This window comes from Streptomyces sp. NPDC006743 (assembly GCF_040703815.1).
Lineage (GTDB): Bacteria > Actinomycetota > Actinomycetes > Streptomycetales > Streptomycetaceae > Streptomyces.
The window spans coordinates 25,255-42,227 of the sequence record NZ_JBEYJA010000051.1 but is presented as its reverse complement, the minus strand read 5'-3'; the positions used below and the strand labels follow the sequence as shown (position 1 = coordinate 42,227).

The window sequence follows — 16,973 nt, the reverse complement described above, 5'->3', positions numbered from 1 at the left end:
GCGGGTGAGCGGAACGGCGGGGCGTGCCTTCGGGCACGCCCCGCCGTACGTGCGCGGTGCCTCGCGGACTCCGTCAGTGCCGGTCAGTGCCGGGAGGCGTACGGCAGGAAGGCCGCCCAGGTGGTGGGAGTGAGGGCGAGGCGGGGGCCGCAGGGGTTCTTGGAGTCGCGGACGAGGATGTGGTCCGGGGCTGCGGCCACCTCGACGCACGACGGTCCGTCGGACGTGCTGTAGCTGCTCTTCGACCAGGCCACTTCGACGCAGGATGGACCGTCGTCGGTGCTGTAGCTGCTCTTTATCCACTCCAGCTCAGAGCTGCGTTTGAGGCTCATGTTTCTCCCCGCAGTTGCTCGATGAAGGTCAGGGACTCCCGTGGCGTGAGCGCCTGTGCCCGGATGATCCCATAGCGCACATCGAGGACGGTCGTCTCCTTGGGACCGCAGAACACCCGGCTGACGAGCGGCGCTTCGCTGAGCCCCACGGCCGTCCCGTCCTTGAGCTTGAGCAACCGGAAGAGCCCGCCGAGTCCCGAGTTTTCCTCGCTGGCCAGGGGAAGCACCTGGAGGTCGACGTTGGGTAGCCGGGCCACATCCAAGAGCCGTTCAAGCTGCGCACGCATGACCATCCTGCCCCCGATCGGTCGCCGCAGCGTGGCCTCGCACAGCACGAAGCTGAACAGCGTTTTGGCGGTTGCGCTGTCGATGATCTCCTGACGGGCCAGGCGCGCAGTGAGCTGCCAGTCCAGCTCCTCCTCCGTGAAAGGGGGTCGGCGCGAACTGAAGACGGCCCGCGCATAGTCCTCGGTCTGGAGGAGACCGTCCACAACCGAGTTGTTGTACGAGCAGATCTGTACGGCCTCGACCTCCAGGCGGCGAACGTCCCGCACCTTCTTCGGATACCTGACCTCCGCCAAGTCACGCGTCATCGCTGTGATCCGGCCGCCCGCGTTCAGCACTCGGTCCGCCGCCTCCAGGTACTCCGGCCGGGGAATCCGTCGTCCCCGCTCCACAGACGAGACCAGTTCCTCGCCATACCCGATGGCCGCGCCGAACTCCGCCTGGGTGAGGCCGGCGGACTCGCGCCAGAGCTTCAGTTGCCGTGCGACGGCCCGTACGACCGCGCTGGCTTCCTCGTCCTCCGGGCTCATGTCGCTATCGTTCACGTCTGTCCTCCCACCGCACCCTTCCCCGTCCAACCCGCCGCCCCCGTACGCCGTCACCCCGGGCACCCCGGACGGAACCGGACACCTCCCGGACAGCCACCGGCCGCACGGGGTATCTACCTTCACAGGTTACGCAGGCGTGAACACGCTGAGTGACGTGAATCAGCAAACCGCCGCAGCGCACACGTCGTTGCACCACTTCTCCGTACCGCTGTCCGCCACGCGCCGTGGCGCCCGTCTCGCGCGGCTGCTCGCTGCCGAGCGGCTGGACGCGTGGGGAGTCCCGTTGGACCCGGCGCGGCTCGTCGTGGCCGAACTCGCGGCGAACGCCGCACTGCACGGCAGGGTCCCCGGACGGAGTTTCCGGCTCGGTCTCTCCCTCCTCGCACCCGGGGTGCTGCGGGTCGAGGTGACCGACGCCCGCGGTGACCGGCTCCCGGTCCCCGAGCGTGCTACCGCAGTCGTGGAACCCGCCGAGTCCGGTTACGGTCTGCTGCTCGTCGAGGAGCTGGCCGACCGGTGGGGCGTGCGGGAAGGGCCGTCGCCGTGCAAGACGGTGTGGGCGGAGTTCGATCTCGCCGGTTCGCCGGGCCGCCTTCCACCGGCGCCGGGAAACATGTGATCCGGCGGGGCGGCCGTCGGGGCTTCGGGACGTAAAAAGACCAAAGAACCCAGGGAAATAACCAACCAACCAAACCAAACCCGGCGTAGGTCACCCGGGCGGGTGAAATCGGTCGGTGTGGGTGGCGCGGCGGCTGGTCAGGCGGGCACTCTCGGCTCAGACAACCCACACATACGTCGGCCCCCGCCGGGACTGCCATCCCAGTGCGAGGGCCTGACCAACGAGGAAGTGCCGCTTCCCCATGGCTGAGAAGAAGCCTAGTGCTGCCCCGCGTCCGAATCACGAGGTTCGGGCAAGTACCACCCCCACCGGTGTCACCCACGTACGCACGTACCAGTCGGGCCAGTACGTCGTGGTCGGCAACCACCTCGCGCAGCACCGCGAGTTGTCGCTGACCGCGATCGGGCTCGCGACGCACATCATGTCGGTGCCCGAGGGCACCCCGGTCGACATCCGCAGCCTCACCGAGCGCTTCCCCGAGGGGCGCGACCGGATCGCCTGCGCGCTGCGCGAGCTGGAGGCGCACGGCTACCTGGAGCGGGTCCGGGAGCACACGGCGGCGGGGCGTCTGGTCACGCGGACGTACGCCCACCACACGCCCGCCGCAGCCCAGCGGGCAGCCGTGCCGGTGCCGTCGCAGGTGGCCGCCCGTCCGGTCGTGCCGCATGCCCGCATGCCCAAGCGCGCGCACGGTACGCATGCACAGGGCACAGACACGTCTCAGGAGGATGATCCAGCCGTCCGGCAGGCGGAAGCGACACCGGAAAGCGCGCCCGTACGGGAAGGCGGGGCCGTTCGCGAAGGCGTGGCGGTTCCCGGAGTGCCCCGGCAGCGGTCCGTGCCCGGGCGGCTTCGGCCGTCGACGCCTGTGAGGCCGTTGCCGCCGGACGGGCCGGGAACCCGCGACCGGAGCGATGACGAGCGCTACGACAAGGCCGTCACGCTGCTCGCCGGGCTGCGCCGTGCCGACGGCCGGCTCGTCCTCTCCCTCCGCGACGTGAACGCTCTGGTCCCGGGAGTCGTCGACTGGCTGGACAGGGGTGTCCCCCTCGTCGACATCCACCGGGCCCTGGTGAGCGGTCTGCCCGCCGAGATGAACCACCCGGCGGGTGTCCTGGCCTACCGCCTGCGCGAACTGCTGCCACCGCGGCTTCCCGCGCTCCCGGCGCCACCGCCGGGCGCGGCGGCCCGCGCGGAGGGTCCCCCGCGTCCACATCCCTTGCAGGACTGCGACGGTTGCGAGCGGGTCTTCCGGGCGCCCGCCCCCGGCCGCTGCCGGGACTGCCGGGCGGAGCAGGCCGGGGTGGGCGGCGCCCTGTGCCCCGCGTGAGGCGCGGGGCACAGGGACTCAGACCAGCGTGGTGATGCAGAACGGGTGGCCCGCCGGGTCCAGCAGGACCCGCCAGCGGTCGGGGGAGGGCTGGTCGGCGGGCTTGGTGGCGCCCAGGGTGAGCAGGTGGGACTCGGCGGCGTCCAGGTCGTCGACGCCGACCTCCAGGTGGGCCTGCTTCCCCTGGGCGGGGTCGGGCCAGGTGGGGCGGCGGTAGTCGGCGATGCGGTTGAAGCCGAGGCCGGGGGTGCCGTCCTTCGCGAGGAAGACGAAGTCGTCGGTGGAGTAGGCGACGGGCAGGCCGAGCATCTCGCCGTAGAAACGGCCCAGTTCGGCGGGGTCGGCGCAGTCGAAGGTGACGGCGGCGTAGCGGTAGGCGGGTGCGGAGGTGCTGTTCTCGGTGCTCATGGGAGGACCGTAGGACGGGACCAGGACAGTTCCGGTCCTGGATGTACGGGGACTGTGGAACACTTCCGGCGTGATCACTGCGTCCGCCCGGCTGCTGCGACTGGTCTCCGTGCTGGCCGCCCGCCCCTCGTGGACGTGCGCCGAGCTGGCCGAGCGGACCGGGGTCACCGAGCGCACGGTGCGGCGGGACGTCGCCAGGCTCCGGGAGATCGGCTACGTCGTCGACTCCGAGCCGGGGCCGTGGGGCGGCTACCGGCTGCGGGCCGGGTCCCGGGTGCCGCCGCTGATCCTCGACGACGAGGAGGCCCTGGCCGTGGCCGTCGGGCTGCGCGAGGCGGCGCTGAGCGGGGCGCTCGGCGGTGACCAGGCCGCGTTGTCGGCGCTGCTGAAGCTGCGGCAGGTGCTGCCGCGGCGGATCGCCGAGCGGCTGGAGGAGATGGACGCCGCGTTCGTGCACACGCCCCGGGCCAGCGAGCCGCAGATCACCTCCGGGATGCTGCTGGAGCTGGCCGCCGCGTGCCGCCGGGGCGAGCGGGCGCGGCTGGCCTACCGGGACGGGCAGGGGCGGGCCACCGTCCGGGACGTCGACCCCTACCGGCTCGTCCACACCGGGCGCCGCTGGTACTTCGTCGCCCGGGACGTGGCACGGGACCAGTGGCGCACCTTCCGCGCCGACCGGGTCGAGCACGTCCAGCCGACCGGGCAGCCGGTGGCGCCCGCCGACCCGCCCGACCCGGCGCGGCTCGTCTCCCGTTCCACCGCGAACGGCCCCTACCCGCTGACCGCGACGGTCCGGCTCCCGCTGTCCGGGGAAGAGGCGCTGCGGCTGATCCCGGCGACGGTCGGCACGCACCGCCCGGACGGCCCCGGCGCCACGGTCGTGGACGTCGGGGGCCCCGACGCCGACGGGCTCGCCCGGTACCTGCTCGGGTTGGCCGTGCCGCTGCGGGTGCTGGCCCCGGCGGCCGTGCGCGAGACCCTGGTACGGATCACCCGCGAACTCCTCGCCGCCAACGCCGACGGGGACGAGCACCTGCCCGGTGCGCACCGGGCGGACGGGGACGCGTACGTGGCCGGCGCGCACCCGGCCGACGGGAACGCGTCCTTGGCCGACGCGCGGGGCGTTGATGGGGACGAGCACCCGCCGGGCGCGCACCGGGCGGACGGGAACGCGTACGTGGTCGGCATGCACCCGGCCGACGGGGACGCGTACGTGGCCGGCGCGCGGGGCGCTGACGGGGACGCGTACTCGGCCGGTGCGCACCGCCCCGACGGGGATGAAGCCCCCTCCGGCGCGCACCGCCCTCACGGGGTCGACCCGCCCGCGCAGCACCCCGGCGCCGCCGGTCCCGGCGGTCCGCGGCGGGCGGGGGAGCGAGGCCGGGGCGGTGGGCAGGCGGTCGACACCGCGTCGGCAAAAGGGCGTCCGGGGCGGGCGTAGCGTAGAGGACATGACGAAGTACGGATCCTTCCCTGGTACGCGTCCTCGTCGGCTGCGCACCACCCCCGCCATGCGCCGCATGGTCGCCGAGACCCGGCTGCACCCGGCGGACCTGATCCTGCCCGCCTTCGTGCGCGAGGGCGTCGGCGAGCCCGTGCCCATCGCGGCCATGCCCGGTGTCGTGCAGCACACGCGGGACAGCCTGAAGAAGGCCGCGGCCCAGGCCGTGGAGGCCGGCATCTCCGGGATCATGCTCTTCGGGGTGCCGGAGGAGGCCAAGAAGGACGCCCTCGGCACCGCCGGGACCGACCCGGACGGCATCCTCCAGGTCGCCCTGCGGGACGTACGGGCCGAGGTCGGCGACGACCTGCTCGTCATGTCCGACCTGTGCCTGGACGAGTTCACCGATCACGGTCACTGCGGGGTCCTCGACGCCGAGGGCCGGGTGGACAACGACGCCACGCTGGAGCGGTACGCCGAGATGGCGCAGGTCCAGGCCGACGCGGGCGCCCACGTCGTGGGTCCCAGCGGGATGATGGACGGCCAGATCGGTGTGGTGCGCGACGCGCTGGACCAGATCGGCCGCGAGGACGTGGCGATCCTCGCCTACACCGTGAAGTACTCGTCCGCCTTCTACGGACCCTTCCGCGAGGCCGTCGGTTCCTCGCTCCAGGGCGACCGCAAGACCTACCAGCAGGACCCCGCCAACCTGCGGGAGTCGCTGCGCGAGCTGGCCCTCGACCTGGAGGAGGGCGCCGACATGGTGATGGTCAAGCCGGCCGGCCCCTACCTCGACATCCTCGCCAGGGTCGCCGACGCCGTGGACGTGCCGGTCGCCGCGTACCAGATCTCCGGCGAGTACTCGATGATCGAGGCCGCCGCCGAGAAGGGCTGGGTGGACCGGGACCGGGCCATCCTGGAGAGCCTGACCGGCATCAAGCGGGCCGGGGCGCGCAACATCCTCACCTACTGGGCGGTCGAGGTCGCGCAGAAGCTGCGCTGAGGGGCTGGCTGGCCGGCAGCCGTCGCACACGGCCGCCCCAGCGACGCCGAGTCCGTGGACGGCCCCTCGTCGCGTACGCCCTCACCGTCGTTGCAGCCCGTCAGGGCCGTGGAGGCGGTGAGCACGAGCACCGTCGCGGCGAGCAGCCGGACGCGGAGACGGGCACGGGTGGTGCGTGCGGGCATGGGAGATCCCCCTGGAAGCGGGCACGAGCGGTTCTTGCGGTGCGGGACAGCGGCGGCGCGGTACGGCGGCGGCGCGGCGCGGTACGGCGGCGGGCGCGGGTGGTCGGGTCCAGCGTGGTCCCGCGGGGCGCTCTCGCGCCACATCCGGCCGCCGATGCGGGACGCCGGACCGCCAGGGCACCCTGTGACCTGCGGGAACGGCGTCCCTGTGGGATGCGGTACGGGACGCGGCACCGGACGTCCGCATCCGGTGCGTCAGAAGTCCACGGCCGGTGCCATGGTGCTCTCCCAGTACGACACCGTCAGCTTGTCGTCGACGAAGACGCCCTGGGCGGGCAGCCGCACCGTGGCGATGGAGCCGTCGTCGAACGGGATCGTCAGGGTGTGCACGGTGTGGCCGTGGCCGCCGTCGCCCGACAGCAGCACGCCCGCGTATCCGGACTGCCCCGGCTCCAGCGTGGTCAGTGCCTGCGGCTTGGTGTCCTCGGCCGTCGGCGGCACCGACTGCGCCTCGCCGAACCGGGTGGCCGGGTACATCGGCAGCATGCAGGTCCTCGAACCGGTGTTGGTCGCGGTGAGCAGCAGGTGGTTGAGGGGACGGGAGACCTCGGCGGCCTTGAGGCGCAGGCTCTTGGCACCGCATCTGGCGAGCTCGCCCGAGGACGCGTCGGAGGAGCCGGAGGCGTGCGAGCCCTTGCCGGAACCGCTGCCCTTGGCGGTGCCGCCGCCGACGGAGCCGCCCTCGCCGGCGGCGGAGCCCGAACCCGAGCCGGCGCCCGCTCCCGCTCCCGAGCCGGCGCCCGACCCCGTCCCGGCGCCCGTGCCGACGGGCGACTGCGGGTCGGCGGAGGCGGCGCCCGACGGCTGCTCGGTCTGTACGGAACCCGCGGGGGCGGCGGAGGAGGCGCCCGCGCCGTTGTCGTCGCCGCCGGCCTGGCAGGCGGTCAGGGACAGCGCGGCGGCGGCGAGGGCCGCGGCGGTGAACAGGCGGGTGCGGCGGGGACGGCGGGTGCGGGGGGACAGGGACATGGGAACTCCTTGGTACGCGGTGGTGGAGGACGGCGCTCGGCCCTTCGCCGGGGAGGCGGCCGCCGGGAGCGCCGTGTTCGGCTGATCCACAGCTTGTGGGAGGATCCGTCCCGGGTGCCACAGACGCGGCGGCACCCGGGACGGTGGAACACAGAAACGGGCCCTGACCTGCGGAAACAGCACCCGTCTGGGACGCCGTCCGGGGATGTGAGGAGAGGAAGAGAAGGTGGCGGGGGACGATTTCGCCGGGTTGCTGCGGGAGCTGAAGGAGCGGTCCGGGCTCAGTTACGGGGCGCTCGGCAAGCGCCTGCACATGAGTGCCTCGACCGTGCACCGGTACGTCAGCGGTGACGTCGTGCCGACCGACTACGCCCCGGTCGAACGGCTCGCCCGCCTCTGCCGGGCGACCCCCGACGAACTCCTCGAACTGCACCGCCGCTGGGTGCGCGCGGACGCGCTGCGCGGGACCAAGGGGGCGGCCCCCGCCGGGGAGGCGACGGCGGAGCCGGCCGGCGAGGGACCGGCAGAGGAGACCGCGCCCGCCCCCGCCCCGGGCGCCGGGTCCGCCGCGGGCCCCGCCCGCGCCCCCGGCCCCGCCCCGGCCCCTGAACCGTCCCTCGCCCCGGCTCCCGAACCCGCCCGCGCGCCCGCCCCCGCCCCTCGCGGACGCCGTCCCACCGCCCTGCTCGCCGGTGCCGGGATCGTGGTGGTCGCCGCGGTCACCGCCCTCGTGGTGAACCTGGTGCCGGGCGGTCGCTCCCACCCCTCCGGCGCCACCGGTGAGGCCGCCGCGACGGTCTCCTCCACGGGTGCCACCGCCCCGCACACCGTGCCCCCGGCCGGCGGCGCGAGCGCCAGCACGTCGCCCTCGCCCTCACGGCCGGCCTCCTCCTCGCCGTCCCCCTCGGCGCCCGCGCACCGCACCGCCGCCCCGAGCGTCACCGCGTCTCTCGCGAACGGACGGCCGGGCGCGGTGCCGGTCACGGTCGCCACCACCCCCTACTACTGGGACGTGCCCTGCGAGCAGAGCTTCCTGGTGGACCGCAGCCCGAAGAACGTGCCGCCGCCGGCCGGACTGCAGGACGTGGTCGGCTGGGCCACGCCGCTCGGCGCGGTGGCCGCCGACCACCAGATGGTCGTGCTCACCGTGCAGGGCACCGGCGCCGAGACGGTCGTGCTCCAGGCGCTGCACGTGCGCGTGGTGCGCAGTGCCGCACCGCTGACCTGGAACTCGTACGCCATGGGCAACGGCTGTGGCGGCGGGGTGGACACCAAGTCCTTCGACGTCTCCCTCGACCTCGGCAACCCGCTGGCGCAGCCCATCGGCGGGCAGCGCAACTTCCCGTACAAGGTCAGCGAGTCCGACCCCGAGGTCTTCTACGTCAACGGGCACACCACCGGGCACGACGTCAGCTGGTACCTGGAGCTGGACTGGTCCAGCGGCGACCGGCACGGCACCGTGCGGGTGGACGACCACGGCAAGCCCTTCCGCACCAGCGGCGCCCCGGGCGACCACTACGTCAGTCCGCTGGGCGGCCACGGCTGGGAACGGGAACTGGGGACCTGAGACCGGACGGCACGACTTGGCCGCCCCGGGCGCGCCCAACCGGCGTGCCGGGCTAGGTTGTCGGCGATCGGACGACCTTCCAGGGAGACGCCCCGTGCCCGGTGATGCCCTCAGCCACGACTCCGCCGAGCTGCGGAGACGGATCGACTCGACGAAGCCGCACCCGGCCCGCGTCTACGACGTCTTCCTGGGCGGCAAGGACCACTACCCGGTGGACCGGCAGGCGGCGGCGCGGGCCATCGCCGAGCACCCCCGGGGCTTCCTCACCGCCCGGCACAACCGGGACTTCCTGCGCCGGGCGGTCACCACGCTCGTGCGCGACGAGGGCGTGCGCCAGTTCCTGGACGTCGGCACCGGCCTGCCGACCGCCGAGAACGTCCACCAGATCGCCCAGCGACTCGCCCCCGAGACCCGGGTCGTCTACGTCGACAACGACCCGATCGTCCTGACCCACGCGCGCGCCCTGCTCACCTCCGGGCCCCAGGGGCGCACCGACTACGTCGACGCCGACCTGCGCGACCCGGCGCGGATCCTCCGCGAGGCCGCCCGCACGCTGGACCTCGACCGGCCGGTGGCGCTGGTCCTGCTCGCGGTGCTGCACTTCATCGAGGACGAGGCGGCCTACGGCCTGGTACGGGACCTGCTGGAGGCGCTGCCCTCGGGCAGCTGGCTGGTCCTGAGCCACCTGGCCGAGGACCTCAACCCGGAGGGCACCGCCAAGGTCGTGGACTCCTTCAGGAAGAGCGGGCTGACCTTCGTGCTGCGCACGCGCGAAGAGGTGGAGCGGTTCTTCGCCGGCAACGGACTGACCCCCGCCGAACCGGGCGTCGTCCCCGTCCACCACTGGCGCCCGGACGGCGCGGCCCCCGTGCACCGCGCGCCCAGCCCCGCGTACCTGGAGTCCCTGGAGCTGATCGACCGGATCAAGTACGCGGACATCAACGACCCCGCGGCAGGCGACCCCAGCGTCCACGCGGCCATCGCCCGCAAGCCCTGACCGACCCCTTCGCCCGCCGCGGACCTGCGCGATCCCGCGCACCTCCTCGAACAGGCCGCGAAGACGCTCGACTTCGACGAGCCGATCGCCCTGTGCCTGGTCGCGATCCTCCACTTCGTGGCGGACACGGAGGCGTACGCGATCGTCCGCGAGTTCGTCGACGCGCTGCCCTCCGGCAGCCGCCTGGTCCTCAGCCACCTCACCGCGGATCTGGACCCCGAGAACGTCCGCGCGGTGCAACGGGCTCACACCGAGCGCGGTTTCACCCTTCGTGCCGCGCTCGCGTGCGGAGGTCGTCCGCTTCCTCACCGGCAACGGCCTGGAGACGGCGGAACCGGGCGCCGTGCCCGTCCACCACTGGCGCCCGGACCACGCCGAGCCATGCCCGAGCGGCCGGAACCGGGCCACCTCGACAGCCTCGACGACATCGAGAAGGTCCGCCACCGCGACATCAACGATGTCATTGTGTGTCAGGTTCCACGCTTACCGCCGGTGGGTGGGAAATGAATGCTGGTGCACGCCGGTCGACAGGAAGGGGCGGTGGTGGTGGCCGCAGCCAGTAGTACGGACTCGGCGCTCAAGCGGGCCCGGCTCGCGCGGAACATGACGTTGGAGGAAGCGGCCGAGGCCCTGAACGTGTTCACCGGCGGGGCGGCGGACGCGAGCCTGCTGAGTGCGTGGGAGTCCGGGAGGCGCCGTACGGGCAAGCGGAACAGGGCCGGGCTGTGCGCGTTGTACCGCGAGCGTCCGGAGGTGCTGTTCGCCCATCAGGACGGGCCGGCCACCAGCGTGCTGGAGTCCTCCGGCACAGCGGTGGTGGTCAAGGTGCTCACCCGCTGGACCGAGCTGATGGAGGCGATGGTCGGCGTCGTCGCCGGAGCGCGTGAGCAACTGGTGGTCACCGGCTCGCGGAGCAGGGAGAAGGCGTATCTGGCGGCGATCGAGACGGCAGTGGCCCAGCACCCCGATCTGGTGCACTACCGGGTGCTCTACGGACCGCCGCGGCACAGGGCGCTCGCCGACCACCTGGTGCGACTGCTGGAGCTGCGTGACCCGTCCGCGCGCCGCAATGGTGTCAAGACCCTTCACGTCCGGATGGTGGAACCGGACGAGGCGTTGGAACGGTTCTTCGTCGCCTCAGAGACCGCCGCCGTCGTGCCGCTGCCGTCGTTCCATGGGGCTGACGGGTTCGACTGCGGTGTCCTGCTCGGTCGTGAGGCGGCCGTCGGGCTGGTCCACCATGGGCGGGAGGCATGCGCCTCGGCGCAGCCGGTGGAGACGGCCGACGCCGTCCGCGCGCTGTCGATACGGGACAACTGAGAGCCGAGGGAGAAACGTGATCGAGAACGTGCCACAGACCACGGCCCGTACGGCGACCGTGGTGGAACTCGCACAGGAGCTTGTCCGGCAGCCCAGCAGGGGCGGGATCGACGACTACGGACCCGTCCTGGACGTCCTGGAGGACTGGCTCGCCGCCCACGGCCTTCCGTTCCGCCGACTGCGCGACGATGCCGGGGGGCCGGTGGGACTGCTGGTGGAGATCCCCGGTGGCCGGCCGGGCCCCTGGTGGACGCTGGACGCGTGCGTGGACACCGCTCCGTACGGAGACGAATCCGCCTGGTCGTTCCCGCCCGCCAGCGGTGACGTCGCCGACGGTTGGCTGCTGGGCCGCGGCTCGGCGGACTCCAAGCTCGCTGCCGCGATGTTCTGCCACATCGCCGCTGACCTGCTGCCCCGGGCCGCCGAGCTGCGCGGTGGCCTGGCCGTGCTGCTCGACGTCGACGAACACACCGGGGGCTTCGGCGGCGCCCGTGCCTACCTCGCCGACCCGGAAGCGGTCCGTCCGGCCGGGGTGATGATCGGCTATCCGGGCATGGACGAGGTCGTCGTCGGCGGCCGGGGCCTGTGGCGGGCCGGCGTCGCCGTGCATGCCCCTGCCGGGCACTCCGGCTCCAGCAGGACCGTGGTCGGTGCCATCTCCCGGGCCGCGCATCTCGTACGCCTGCTGGACGGTGCCGACCTGCCCGGGGTCGACGCGGCCTCGGGATTCCCGCTGCCGCCCAAGCTGTCGGTGACCTCCTTCCACGGTGGCCAGGGCTTCTCGGTCACCCCCGGCCGGTGCGACCTGAACATCGACGTGCGCACCACCCCCGCGTTCGACTCCCATGACGCGGAAACTCTCGTCCGCAAGGCCGTCGCCGAACTCGACGCGGAGTTGCCCGCCCCGGTACCCACCGAGGTCACGCCCGTCGCCGCGTGGCCGCCCTTCCGTCTCCGGGAGGACGAGCAACCCGCCGCCGCCCTGCTGAGCGCTGCTGCGGAGGCTGGGTTGCCGGTGCGACCGAAGACCGCTGGCCCGTCGAACATCGGCAACCTGCTCGCCGGGGAGGGGATCGCGGCCACAGCCGGTTTCGGGGTGCCGTACGAGGGGCTGCACGGTATCGACGAGCGGGCCCACCTCGCGGAACTCCCCACGGTGTACGCCGTCTACCGGCAGGCTGTGTCCGACCTCCTCCGGGGCTGAGACCCCAGGCCCGTACCAGCTTCCTCCCAGATCCGCTCCCAGCAAGTGCCCAGCTCCGTCTCTGGGAAAGCAGCTTGTGCCGCGTTGACATAGAGGCACCACCGTACGAGCGACCGAGGAGGAGATGTGCGAGAGAGCCTCGCAGGTACGGAGATCAGCGCGCGGGCGCCGTGGGGGCTGCGCCGTATGGAGCCGCTGCGCAACGGTACGCCCTCGTCCTGGCGGTACGCGGGCATCGACCCGGCCACGCAGACCGGCCGGTGGGTCGGGCAGGACGGAACGATGGCACCGGCCCAACTCGGCAAGCACGGAACGAGCGTGAACACCTACCCGCCCACCCAGGTAGGCAAGGACGGCAAGGTGGACGCCGACTCCGGTCACGACGCGACACAGGACTAGGAGACAGCACCATGGATGGACGCCCGGTGCTGGTCTGCACGGAGTACGAGGACGCGACCGCTGATCTGGTCATCGCGGAACTGAACCGGCGCCGGGTGCCCGTCCTCCGGTTCGACCCGGGGTGCGACTTCCCGGCGCCCGGGGTGCTCACCGCGCGCCTCGGGTCCGGGGAAGGATGGGGCGGGTGGCTGACAGTCGGGGAACGTAAGGCCGACCTGTCCGCCGTGCGCGCCCTGTATCACCGTCGGCCGAGCCCCTACTCGGCGGATGACGGCGAGCAGGAGGCCCGGTTCGCCGCGCAGGAGAACCGGCGTGGACTGGGCGGCGTGCTGGGCGCGCTGCCGGGGTGCCTGTACCTGAGCCACCCGCAGGCCATCGCGCGAGCGGAGTACAAGCCCGCGCAGTTGTCCGCGGCACTCCGAGCCGGACTCAGGGTCCCGGCCACCCTGATCACGAACGATCCGGTGGAGGCCGAGACGTTCTGCGCCGCGCAGCCGGCCGTCTACAAGCCGTTGCACGCGGGGGCGTACGAGGTCGCGGGTGAGCCCGCCGGGATCTGGGCCGCCCCGGTCGGGGCCGGCGAGGTCGACGGCGCGGTGCGCCACAGCGCGCACCTGTTCCAGGCACGCGTGCCCAAGGTGGCGGACGTGCGCGCGGTCGTCGTCGGCGAGCAGGTGTTCAGCGCCCGGATCACTGCGCCGCCCGGCGTCGTCGACTGGAGAACCGAGTACCGGAACCTCACCTATGGGCCGAGCGTCTGCCCGGATGGGACACGACAGGCGCTGGGGCGGTTTCTCGCCGCCTTCGGGCTGGACTTCGGCGCCTTCGACTTCGCCGTGACCGCGGACGGCGGATGGTGGTTCCTGGAGTGCAACCCCAACGGCCAATGGGCATGGCTCGAAGAGGCGGCCGGACTGCCGATCACCACCGCAATCGCGGACCTGTTGGAGAACGGAGCGAGCCGGCATGACTGACCCTCTGCCGTCGGAACACCTACGGGCCGGCCTTGTCCGGCGCCTCGCCGAGACCGGTGCTCTGCACAGCCCGGAATGGGAAGCGGCAGTTTCGTCCGTACCCCGCGAGGTGTTTCTCTCCCGCGGCTGGTTCGAGTACGAAGGGGGCGGCTGGTACCGGCCGGCGGCCGGGAACTCCCCGTACGGCCTGGCGCGGATCTACGAGGACGACACTCTGGTGACGCAAGTGGCCGGGGGCGTCTTCCCGGACCAGGTCGAGGGGCGCATCGCCGCGGCCCCTTCGTCGTCGTCCACGCTGCCGAGTCTGGTCGTGCGGATGCTCGAAGAGCTGAGGGCGGCCGAAGGGACGCGTGTTCTGGAGATCGGCACGGGGACGGGCTACTCGACGGGGCTGCTGTGTCACGTCGTCGGCGGGGACAACGTGACCACGGTCGAGGTCGACGCGGAGGTGTCCGCCCGCGCCGGGATCGCGCTCGCGGGCGCCGGACACTGGCCCACGCGCGTGGTCGGTGACGGACTGGCGGGCTACGAGGCGGGTGGGCCGTACGACCGTGTGATCGCCACATGCGGCGTGCACACCTTGCCGGACGCCTGGCTTGCGCAGACCCGCCCCGGAGGTGAGGTCCTGGTCACGGTCGGCGGATGGATGCACGCGTCAGAACTCGTACGGCTCACGGTCGCCGACGACGGAACGGCCTGCGGCCCGGTTCTCGGTGGGCAGGTCTCGTTCATGCTGGCCCGCCCCCACCTTCCGCCGCCGTTGGGCATCCTGCCGGACCTCGGCGAGGGTGACGTGGTGCCCGCAGAGCTGGGCGCGGACGTGCTCGACGACTGGACCGCCCGGTTCGTCGCGCAGTTCGCCGCACCGCGCGCTCAGCGGCTCACGCTGGAACGCGACGGCCGGACGGAACACGTCGTGATCGACGTGGACGCCGAGACGTGGGCGGTCGTCTTTCGGGACGGCGCGCGGTGGCTGGTCCGGCAGGGCGGGGCGGTGCGCCTGTGGGATGACATCACCAGGCACCTCGCACAGTGGCAGGCGGACGGACGCCCGTCGGCCGACCGTATGCGGCTGCACGTCGGCCCCGATGGGCAACGCCTCACCTGGACGTGATCTCGAGCCGGCACCCCTGTGCCCCAGCGGGTGGGCTTCGGTTCTTCATCGGCACGCCGGGCCGGGTGACCCGTACGGATGACGCGTACGTCTTTCACTCGGTGATCCACAGTAGTGACTCTGCGCGATATTCACGCCGTGAAAGTCGGCCACCAACACCCTGCTGCACGGCGTGCCGTGCGTCCCAAAGGGCCCCGTAGACGCGGCTGAGGGCGGACGCGAGCTGATGCTCGCGTCCGCCCTCAAGGACAAGCGGGGTGCGGAGCCCGAGCCGGGTGGGGTGGTCCGGGTCCGTTCGGTGGCCGTCGCCGGTCCGGCCGGATCAGAGCCGTTCGGGCGTGCGGATGCCCAGCAGGGCCATGCCCTGGTGCAGCGTGCGGGCCGTGACGTCGCACAGGAACAGGCGGTTCTCCACCTGTTCGGGCGTCTCGGCCTTCAGCACCGGGCACTTGTCGTAGAACGTCGTGTAGAGGGACGCGAGCTGGTACAGGTAGGCCGTCAGCTTGTGCGGGGCGTACTCGGCGGCTGCCTCCGCGACCGTCTCCGCGAACTGGTCGGCGTGCAGCCCGAGGGCCCGCTCGGCCGGGGACAGTTCCAGCTCCGGGTGCGCCGCCGGGCGGACCTCGCCCGCCTTGCGCAGGATCGACTGGATCCGGGCGTACGCGTACTGGAGGTAGACGGACGTGTCGCCGTTGAGCGAGACCATCTGGTCCAGGTCGAACTTGTAGTCCCGGCTCGCCGACGTCGACAGGTCCGCGTACTTCACCGCGCCGATGCCCACCTGGGCGCCGCGCTCGGCGATCTCCTCCTCGGACAGGTCCAGCGACTTCTCGCGCACCACCGCAGAGGCGCGGTCGATCGCCTCGTCGAGCAGGTCGACCAGGCGGACCGTCTCGCCCTCACGCGTCTTGAACGGCTTGCCGTCCTTGCCGAGGACCGTGCCGAAGGCGAGCTGCTGCGCCTTCACGTCCTCGCTCAGCCAGCCCGCCCTGCGCGCGGTCTCGAAGACCATCTTGAAGTGCAGGGACTGGCGGGCGTCCACCACGTAGAGGAGGGTGTCGGCCTTCAGGTTGAAGACGCGGTCGCGGATCGCGGAGAGGTCGGTGGCCGCGTAGCCGTAGCCGCCGTCGGACTTCTGGACGATCAGCGGGACCGGGTTGCCGTCCGGGCCCTTGATGTCGTCGAAGAAGACGCACAGCGCGCCCTCCGAGCGGACGGCGACGCCGGACTCCTCCAGCAGGCGGCAGGTCTCGGCCAGCATGTCGTTGTAACCGGACTCGCCGACGATGTCCGCGTCCCGGATCTCCATGTCCAGCTTCTCGAAGACGGAGAAGAAGTAGATCTTCGACTCGTCGACGAACTTCTGCCACATCGCGAGGGTGTGCGGCTCGCCCGCCTGGAGGTCGACGACCCGGCGCCGGGCGCGGGTCTTGAACTCCTCGTCGGCGTCGAACTTCTTGCGCGCGGCCTTGTAGAGGCGGTCCAGGTTGGACATCGCCTCCTCACCGCTGACCTCGCCGGCCTTGTGGTCCAGCTCGTGCGGGTGCTCGTCCAGGTACTGGATGAGCATGCCGAACTGGGTGCCCCAGTCGCCGATGTGGTGGCGGCGCACCACGTTCTCCCCGGTGAACTCCAGGAGCTGCACCACCGAGTCGCCGATCACCGCGGAGCGCAGGTGGCCGACGTGCATCTCCTTGGCCACGTTGGGCTGGGCGTAGTCGATGACCGTGGTGCCCGGGTGGTCGGCCTGCGGCACGCCGAGGCGGCCGGCCGGGTCGGTGGCGCGCGCGGCCAGGTTCTCCGTGATCGCCCTGTCGGTGACGGTGATGTTGAGGAAGCCGGGTCCGGAGACCTCGATGTCCTTGATCACGTCACCGGCGGTCACCCGCTCCACGACCTGCGCCGCCAGCTCCCGCGGGTTGGCCTTCGCCTTCTTGGCCAGCGCCAGGATGCCGTTGGCCTGGAAGTCCGCCCGGTCGCTTCGTCGCAGCAGCGGGTCCGCGTCGGCGGTCTCCGGCAGGGCGGCGGAGAGGGCGTTCGCGAGGCGCTGGTGGACGGAGGCGGTGAGGGACGTGACCGAGGCCATAGGAATGGGTGCCGTTCTCCTCGTGGGGATGGATAGTCACGGCCAGTATCCCACGGGGGGCAAAGCGAATTTTCCTGCCGCCCGGCCAACCCCGGCGTCCGCAGACCCGTCCAACGCGGTGATAAGGCGTTT

General features: G+C 72.4%; 16 protein-coding genes and 2 pseudogenes. 12 read left to right on the top strand and 6 right to left on the bottom strand.

The window, feature by feature from the left end:
• Window positions 1–83: 83 nt before the first annotated feature.
• Complete coding sequence (locus ABZ719_RS30505) at window positions 84–332, bottom strand: DUF397 domain-containing protein (protein ID WP_366728380.1); 249 nt, start codon at window positions 330–332, stop codon at window positions 84–86.
• A complete protein-coding gene (locus ABZ719_RS30500) occupies window positions 329–1,147 on the bottom strand; it encodes a helix-turn-helix transcriptional regulator (RefSeq protein WP_366728400.1) in 819 nt (272 codons plus the stop codon). Before ABZ719_RS30500 ends, ABZ719_RS30505 begins: the two co-directional genes overlap by 4 nt.
• A 172-nt stretch (window positions 1,148–1,319) precedes the next feature.
• Here ABZ719_RS30500 and ABZ719_RS30495 point away from each other — a divergent pair, with 172 nt between their 5' ends.
• Both ABZ719_RS30495 and ABZ719_RS30490 read left to right on the top strand, forming a co-directional pair.
• Window positions 1,320–1,784 (top strand): ATP-binding protein, encoded by a 465-nt coding sequence (locus tag ABZ719_RS30495; RefSeq protein WP_366728379.1) that lies wholly within the window; start codon window positions 1,320–1,322, stop codon window positions 1,782–1,784.
• A 241-nt stretch (window positions 1,785–2,025) separates the two neighbouring features.
• Window positions 2,026–3,114: a helix-turn-helix domain-containing protein gene (locus ABZ719_RS30490; RefSeq protein ID WP_366728378.1), complete on the top strand. Its 1,089-nt coding sequence runs from the start codon at window positions 2,026–2,028 to the stop codon at window positions 3,112–3,114.
• Window positions 3,115–3,132: 18 nt separating this feature from the next.
• Here ABZ719_RS30490 and ABZ719_RS30485 read toward each other — a convergent pair whose 3' ends face one another.
• On the bottom strand, window positions 3,133–3,522 hold the full coding sequence (locus ABZ719_RS30485; RefSeq protein WP_366728377.1) for a VOC family protein: 390 nt from the start codon (window positions 3,520–3,522) through the stop codon (window positions 3,133–3,135).
• Between the two features lie 70 nt (window positions 3,523–3,592).
• Between ABZ719_RS30485 and ABZ719_RS30480 the strand changes: the two are divergent.
• Both ABZ719_RS30480 and hemB read left to right on the top strand, forming a co-directional pair.
• Window positions 3,593–4,525, top strand: a pseudogene (locus ABZ719_RS30480) (YafY family protein); the annotation flags it as partial.
• A gap of 448 nt (window positions 4,526–4,973) precedes the next feature.
• Window positions 4,974–5,966 (top strand): porphobilinogen synthase, encoded by a 993-nt coding sequence (gene hemB, locus ABZ719_RS30475; protein WP_037862419.1) that lies wholly within the window; start codon window positions 4,974–4,976, stop codon window positions 5,964–5,966.
• Here the strand turns inward: hemB and ABZ719_RS30470 are convergent.
• Window positions 5,930–6,151, bottom strand: coding sequence for a hypothetical protein (locus ABZ719_RS30470; RefSeq protein ID WP_366728376.1), 222 nt, complete (start codon window positions 6,149–6,151; stop codon window positions 5,930–5,932). The genes hemB and ABZ719_RS30470 overlap by 37 nt on opposite strands.
• Before the next feature lie 255 nt (window positions 6,152–6,406).
• Window positions 6,407–7,180 (bottom strand): DUF4232 domain-containing protein, encoded by a 774-nt coding sequence (locus ABZ719_RS30465; protein WP_366728375.1) that lies wholly within the window; start codon window positions 7,178–7,180, stop codon window positions 6,407–6,409.
• Window positions 7,181–7,406: 226 nt separating this feature from the next.
• Here ABZ719_RS30465 and ABZ719_RS30460 point away from each other — a divergent pair, with 226 nt between their 5' ends.
• From ABZ719_RS30460 to tgmC, 8 genes and pseudogenes are all read left to right on the top strand, one after another.
• Complete coding sequence (locus ABZ719_RS30460; RefSeq protein ID WP_366728374.1) at window positions 7,407–8,747, top strand: XRE family transcriptional regulator; 1,341 nt, start codon at window positions 7,407–7,409, stop codon at window positions 8,745–8,747.
• Between the two features lie 94 nt (window positions 8,748–8,841).
• On the top strand, window positions 8,842–9,744 hold the full coding sequence (locus ABZ719_RS30455) for an SAM-dependent methyltransferase (RefSeq protein WP_366728373.1): 903 nt from the start codon (window positions 8,842–8,844) through the stop codon (window positions 9,742–9,744).
• An 18-nt stretch (window positions 9,745–9,762) separates the two neighbouring features.
• A pseudogene (locus tag ABZ719_RS30450) lies at window positions 9,763–10,251 on the top strand (SAM-dependent methyltransferase); the annotation flags it as partial.
• Between the two features lie 39 nt (window positions 10,252–10,290).
• Complete coding sequence (locus tag ABZ719_RS30445; protein WP_366728372.1) at window positions 10,291–11,064, top strand: helix-turn-helix transcriptional regulator; 774 nt, start codon at window positions 10,291–10,293, stop codon at window positions 11,062–11,064.
• A gap of 16 nt (window positions 11,065–11,080) precedes the next feature.
• A complete protein-coding gene (locus ABZ719_RS30440; protein WP_366728371.1) occupies window positions 11,081–12,268 on the top strand; it encodes a M20/M25/M40 family metallo-hydrolase in 1,188 nt (395 codons plus the stop codon).
• Between the two features lie 126 nt (window positions 12,269–12,394).
• Window positions 12,395–12,667, top strand: coding sequence for a putative ATP-grasp-modified RiPP (gene tgmA / locus ABZ719_RS30435; RefSeq protein ID WP_366728370.1), 273 nt, complete (start codon window positions 12,395–12,397; stop codon window positions 12,665–12,667).
• 11 nt (window positions 12,668–12,678) lie between these two features.
• Complete coding sequence (gene tgmB / locus ABZ719_RS30430; RefSeq protein ID WP_366728369.1) at window positions 12,679–13,641, top strand: ATP-grasp ribosomal peptide maturase; 963 nt, start codon at window positions 12,679–12,681, stop codon at window positions 13,639–13,641.
• Window positions 13,634–14,755: an ATP-grasp peptide maturase system methyltransferase gene (gene tgmC / locus ABZ719_RS30425; protein WP_366728368.1), complete on the top strand. Its 1,122-nt coding sequence runs from the start codon at window positions 13,634–13,636 to the stop codon at window positions 14,753–14,755. The genes tgmB and tgmC overlap by 8 nt, the downstream gene beginning before the upstream one ends.
• Window positions 14,756–15,077: 322 nt before the next feature.
• On the opposite strand, the gene argS is transcribed toward tgmC, so the two are convergent.
• On the bottom strand, window positions 15,078–16,841 hold the full coding sequence (gene argS / locus ABZ719_RS30420; RefSeq protein ID WP_366728367.1) for an arginine--tRNA ligase: 1,764 nt from the start codon (window positions 16,839–16,841) through the stop codon (window positions 15,078–15,080).
• Between the last annotated feature and the right edge of the window lie 132 nt (window positions 16,842–16,973).

Coding starts and splice junctions, on each gene's coding strand:
- tgmC (WP_366728368.1), top strand. CDS start 13,634: ATGACTGACCCTCTGCCGTCGGAACACCTACGGGCCGGCCTTGTCCGG.
- ABZ719_RS30485 (WP_366728377.1), bottom strand. CDS start 3,522: ATGAGCACCGAGAACAGCACCTCCGCACCCGCCTACCGCTACGCCGCC.
- argS (WP_366728367.1), bottom strand. CDS start 16,841: ATGGCCTCGGTCACGTCCCTCACCGCCTCCGTCCACCAGCGCCTCGCG.
- ABZ719_RS30490 (WP_366728378.1), top strand. CDS start 2,026: ATGGCTGAGAAGAAGCCTAGTGCTGCCCCGCGTCCGAATCACGAGGTT.
- ABZ719_RS30465 (WP_366728375.1), bottom strand. CDS start 7,180: ATGTCCCTGTCCCCCCGCACCCGCCGTCCCCGCCGCACCCGCCTGTTC.
- ABZ719_RS30470 (WP_366728376.1), bottom strand. CDS start 6,151: ATGCCCGCACGCACCACCCGTGCCCGTCTCCGCGTCCGGCTGCTCGCC.
- ABZ719_RS30500 (WP_366728400.1), bottom strand. CDS start 1,147: ATGAGCCCGGAGGACGAGGAAGCCAGCGCGGTCGTACGGGCCGTCGCA.
- tgmB (WP_366728369.1), top strand. CDS start 12,679: ATGGATGGACGCCCGGTGCTGGTCTGCACGGAGTACGAGGACGCGACC.
- hemB (WP_037862419.1), top strand. CDS start 4,974: ATGACGAAGTACGGATCCTTCCCTGGTACGCGTCCTCGTCGGCTGCGC.
- ABZ719_RS30505 (WP_366728380.1), bottom strand. CDS start 332: ATGAGCCTCAAACGCAGCTCTGAGCTGGAGTGGATAAAGAGCAGCTAC.